This window comes from Atribacteraceae bacterium, from assembly GCA_035477455.1.
GTDB lineage: Bacteria > Atribacterota > Atribacteria > Atribacterales > Atribacteraceae > DATIKP01.
On record DATIKP010000157.1, the window covers coordinates 1 to 4,955 of the forward strand.

The window sequence follows — 4,955 nt, forward strand, 5'->3', positions numbered from 1 at the left end:
CGCGGCGCTCCTTACCGCGGTGGATGAGCAATTGCGTGGGTCAGGTGTCTGGATCCGTTTTTTGACCTCTCATCCCCGAGACCTGCGCCGGGACATCGTCGACTTGGTCCGCGCAAGCGCAGTGATCTGTCCCTATTTTCATTTTCCCCTGCAGTCCGGATCCGACCGGATTCTGCGAGCGATGAACCGGGGTTATGTTCGGGAAAGCTATCTGGACATGGTTCACTATATCCGGCAAGCTATTCCAGAAGCCGGAATCGGCACGGACATCATCGTCGGATTTCCCGGAGAAACGGACCGGGATTTCCAAGATACCCTCGCCGTTGCCAGAGAGGCGGAGTTCGAAATCGCCTATACTTACACTTACTCGCCCCGTCCCCATACCGCCGCGGGCCGGATAATCGACGATGTCCCGCCGGAAGTGAAAAAGGAGAGGCTCCTGGTCCTGAACGAACTGGTATATTCCCTGTACCTGGACAAGATCGGACGCCTGGTGGGAAAAGTCTCGTCGGTGCTTGTCGAGCATAACGGAGGGAAACCGGCTGGAAAAACACCGGGCAATCTCCAGGTCTGCCTTTCCGAAAACGGGACCCTCCAACTGGGTCAAGTCTCCCGGGTCCTTTTTCAAGAAGTCCGCTCAGGTCGTCTAATGGGAACCGTCCTCGCCGATGAGCCATAAAGTCGTTTGCTTGGTCGGGCCCACCGCCTGCGGGAAAACCGAACTCTCGCTATTCCTCGCTGGGCTAATCCCCGGCCTGGAGCTGGTTTATGCCGATTCCATGGCCGTGTACCGGCATCTGGATACGGGAACGGCCAAACCCACCGTGACAGATCGGGCAAAAGTTCCCCACCATCTGGTGGATTTTTTGGACCCCGCTCAACGCTGGAGCGCTTTTGCGTTCAGCAAAGCGGCTCGCCGGGTGATCCAGGAAATCCGGGAAAGGGGAGGGGTGCCACTTGTGGTGGGGGGAACCGGTTTTTACCTTCAGTCCTTCTGCCAGCCCCTTCCACCGGGAAGTGCTCCCGACGAACGCCTCCGGCTGACCCTCGAACGGTTCACCGATGAAAAATTATACGCTCTGCTGAAGTTTTTTGACTCCCGCCGGGCAGAGCGCATCGGCCGGCACAACCGGATGCGACTCATCCGGGCCCTGGAGATCTGGTACCGGACCGGAACCTTTCCCTCCGCCTTTGCCCGTAGCACCCTTCGCTATGGCGCTCCGGAACCGGTGGTCCTGGTCGGAGTCCGGTTCGACCGGGAAACCATTCGCACCCGGATCGTCCAGCGGGTTGACCGGATGTTTTCCGAAGGCATTCTCGCGGAAACGGCAGACCTCTTGCACCGGGGCTACCGGAGTGACATCCCCGCCTTTCAGAATTTCACCTACGCACCCGTGGTTCGAGCCGTCCTGGGGTCGATATCGGTCAATGAAGCCCGGGAGGCGGTCATCCGGGGAACTTTCGCCTTTTTGAAGCGACAAAACACCTGGTTTCGCCGGATTCCCATTCACTGGATAGAGAGGGAAGGCCGGACGCTCCAGGAAATCGCTGAAGAGATAGGGAAGAGGTTGGGGAGGTTTGAACAGATATAAGTTCCGCCGCCGGATCCCGGTGGGTTTATGTCGGCGATTTTCTCTGTCATAGTCGTTCCCTCGTGATTGAGATAGACGGTGGGCAGCATATGGAAGATCCAGAACGAGAAAAAAGCGCAGGAACATTGCTTGAAGGAACAGGGTTTGCATATCATCCGCTTCTGGATCATGAAATCTTGGGAAACACCGGAGGGGCCTCCAAAGCATACTACCGGCCCTCACCCAGCCCTCTTCCGGCGGGAGAGGAGATGTGCACCCATCGCTGTTCCATATGAAAGAAAAGGAGGTATGGCCATGAGCTGGGAAGAAGAATTCACCGAACAGGAAGAGACGAATCAAGAAGAACGGGAAAGTGAAAAGACCCAGAAAGAGCGGGAGACGGTCGAGCCGGGAACAGTGAAAGACATCGGACTTTACTTATTGAACCTGCTTTCGGTCAAAGGTTGGCAGTATCTGGGTCTGATGGTCCATCCGGAGAACGGAAAAATTCTGGTCGATCTTACGGAAGCCCGCAAGGCCATCGATCTGTTTTCCCTGGTCTTCAACTTTTTCAAGGACGGTTCGAGCCGGGAAGAAGTCCGGGACCTGCAAGCTCAATTGTCCAACCTGCAGTTGAACTTCGTGGAAAAGAAGAAAGGGCGAGAAACTTAGTCCGCCTGTCAGTCTGTATTTTGAGTGAGGGCAGAAAAACAGATCAACCTCTCGCCGAATTGGCGAGGGTTTGGCAGACGCGAGCTGATTAAGACATCCGGTCTTATCTCGCCGGGGACCGCGCCCTGGGCACAGTTCCAAGCGTAGTCACCAGGACCTTCCTTACTGCTGGATTTTGAGACCTGCGACTTTCTCGGGGGACAGGCCGGTATACTGGGTTATTTTGTCGATGGACTCACCGGAACAGAGCATCCGTCTGGCCATGGCCAGATTGGCTTCTTCCATCCCTTTCTCCATCCCTTTCTCCATCCCTTCTTCCATCCCTTTCTCCATCCCTTCTTCCATCCCTTCTTCCATCCCTTGTTGTCTTGCCTTTTTCAATTCACTTTTCAATTCTTTTTCCAAAGCTTTCCCTGCGTGAGAAATCATGGTTTTGACCTCCTTGGGTTGAGCGTGTTCCAGGATCTGGACAATTTCATCCCGCTGGGCGGGGGATACTCCCTGGGTTAAGATAGTGCTGGCCCAGGCCGTGAATAGCTTGAATTCATCCTCCTTCATCTGGCTCAGGGTATCGATCAGTTTGACCAATCGGTCGAAAATAGTTTGCCGATCCGAGGCCTGATCGAGCAGAAACACCGCACCCATCAGGTTGGACATCTGTAAAAGCTCTTCTTCCTGGTAGCTGAAGACATTCACCAGGTGGTAGCGAAAGTCCAGCAGATGGGTGTCGAACAGCTTTTCTCCGTACAGGGTTTCCCGGAAATGCCGGGGGGCGGTCCAGGGATGGGGAGCGTTGTATAGGACCACCGGGACGATGACCGGCAGACGGTAGTCCTTGCGTGTGGCTCTTTTCCCGTTAACATCCTGAACGATGCTTCTCCAGAGTTCAGTCATGTAAAGGAGCAAACGGTAGGGCATCAGAAAGTCCACCCGGGACTGCAGTTCCAAAAGCACGTAAAAAATGAAATCGGTGTCTTTCAGTTGAGCCCGGTAGACCAGGTCGGCTTCCTTGTTCTGAAAATCGGGCAGGATCAACGACTTGTCGATTCGCACCAGGTTTTGTTCGTGTATCTGGTCAGTCCAGGCGGCCTGGATAAAACAGCGGATAAGCTGGACGAAGGCCTTTTTACTGGACAGGAGGAACTTGTATCCAGTGTCGTGTGGTTGGTGGACCAGCTTTGGATTGTTGTTGTCCATGGTGTTGTCCTCCCGGTAGTTTGCTGGCAGGGGTATTATAGCATGGTCAGGGTAGCAGGGGAACGATGTTACAACGTCAGACCCCGAATATGAACTGGGTAGGTTGGGGAGAGTTAGGAATCCCCCCCAACCTTATGACAACTTTTTCGAAACCTTACTCTACTGGAAGGGATTTTTCAGCGGTATCGTAAAAACCCCGTCCCTGGGCACGTTGGAATGCCGGGCGAGTGGATGCCCGATGGGGAGCTGGTACAGAGTATTGAGCATCCGGTGGACGGTTGAGGTGATAGTGGTGCTCCCGTTGGCTATGGCATCCATAACTCCACCGTCACTGGTGTGACCGCCGAAGCCTACGACATGTCCTAACTCGTGCATATAGAGCGATTCGGTGGGAGTCATGTGCCAGCCGTACCAGTTCCCCGGGGGAAGGATAGACACCCGGGCCCGGTAGATCGCCCAATTCCGCACCCAGACGGTACACACGCCCCAGACTCCGTGGCCGAAGTTCCGGACTCCTTCGTCGTAAATGATGGTGACTGGACTGGTCGCATCATTGCTGATGATGAAGGTGGTCGGACCAGCGATGACCTCGTTCCAGCGGTTGAGAATGTTCGGCATCCAAGAGGCGTTGGTTGAGTCATGAACCCCGACTGTCCCGTTGGGCCAACGGGCGACGTTGTTCCCGCCCCAGCCGAACCGGCGGACGAGATCCAGATTCGCTTGGGTGATACCGCCGATAGAAGGGGTGGGGGTCAGAGAGGGAGAGGGGATCGGGCTGGGAATCGGAGTCAGGGTAGGGATTGGAGAAGGAGTGGGGTTTAAAGTGGTGGTACCGTCCGGACGTAGGCGAATGTTCAACCTTGTTTCACGGTTTTGACGTATTCTGATGCTGGTTTGAAAGCTGAAAAACCCTGTCGCACTAACCGATAACTGGTGGATTCCCGTTGGCAGGCTGGTGAAACGATAACTTCCATTCGGGCCAGTCAGGACAGTGTGCTGCCCGCCGTTCAAAGACACGGTGCTGCCAGCCATCGGCCGACCGTTTGCCCGGTTATTAATGAACCCCGAAAGTGTTCCACCGCTAACCGATGGCGGAACTGAACGCTGGTCTTCCCACGATGGGATATTTACTCCCGCACATCCGGTCAGGAACGCGGCCAGGACCAGAACCAATACGCTTCTGAAGAAATACCGGGTAGGTTTCACGCTCTTCCTCCTTTGGGCACTCCGGATTATCAGGCCTGTAATAATATATCGGCAGAAGAGGGGATAGCTTTAATTATGTCCTCTGGCCACCGACTACACCGTGGTCTGGCTGTGGTGTTCCGATCCCTGATCACCAGCCTCTTTACCGCAGCGCACCCATGTCGGCAGAAAACATCATCACCAGACTGGCGGCAGAAGCTTCCGCTCATCAGCAAGCTGCCGTCCTGGCTGAAGTGATCAGTGCCAGTTATGAAAATTTAGTCAAGGTGAGTGACTTCTCCGAATTGAAGGGGATTGTGGCGGAGTTGG

The 4,955-nt window shown here is 55.0% G+C and carries 5 protein-coding genes; 3 read left to right on the forward strand and 2 right to left on the reverse strand.

Translation table 11 applies throughout. From position 1 onward, the window contains the following. From VLH40_09105 to VLH40_09115, 3 genes are all read left to right on the forward strand, one after another. The coding region (locus VLH40_09105) for a radical SAM protein (GenBank protein HSV32160.1) at window positions 1-679 on the forward strand (679 nt) is incomplete at its 5' end. Next, window positions 669-1,592 carry a tRNA (adenosine(37)-N6)-dimethylallyltransferase MiaA gene (gene miaA, locus VLH40_09110; protein ID HSV32161.1) on the forward strand — a complete coding sequence of 308 codons (924 nt, stop codon included), beginning with the start codon at window positions 669-671 and terminating at the stop codon, window positions 1,590-1,592. The genes VLH40_09105 and miaA, both read left to right, overlap by 11 nt. Window positions 1,593-1,886: 294 nt before the next feature. Next, window positions 1,887-2,243 (forward strand): DUF1844 domain-containing protein, encoded by a 357-nt coding sequence (locus VLH40_09115; GenBank protein HSV32162.1) that lies wholly within the window; start codon window positions 1,887-1,889, stop codon window positions 2,241-2,243. 162 nt (window positions 2,244-2,405) lie between these two features. Here the strand turns inward: VLH40_09115 and VLH40_09120 are convergent, their stop codons facing one another. Beyond that, the gene (locus VLH40_09120) at window positions 2,406-3,440 is read right to left on the reverse strand and encodes an Rpn family recombination-promoting nuclease/putative transposase (GenBank protein ID HSV32163.1); all 1,035 of its coding nucleotides are present in this window, start codon (window positions 3,438-3,440) and stop codon (window positions 2,406-2,408) included. Between the two features lie 159 nt (window positions 3,441-3,599). Continuing rightward, a complete protein-coding gene (locus VLH40_09125) occupies window positions 3,600-4,646 on the reverse strand; it encodes a carboxypeptidase-like regulatory domain-containing protein (protein HSV32164.1) in 1,047 nt (348 codons plus the stop codon). Between the last annotated feature and the right edge of the window lie 309 nt (window positions 4,647-4,955).

Coding starts and splice junctions, on each gene's coding strand:
- VLH40_09120 (HSV32163.1), bottom strand. CDS start 3,440: ATGGACAACAACAATCCAAAGCTGGTCCACCAACCACACGACACTGGA.
- VLH40_09115 (HSV32162.1), top strand. CDS start 1,887: ATGAGCTGGGAAGAAGAATTCACCGAACAGGAAGAGACGAATCAAGAA.
- miaA (HSV32161.1), top strand. CDS start 669: ATGAGCCATAAAGTCGTTTGCTTGGTCGGGCCCACCGCCTGCGGGAAA.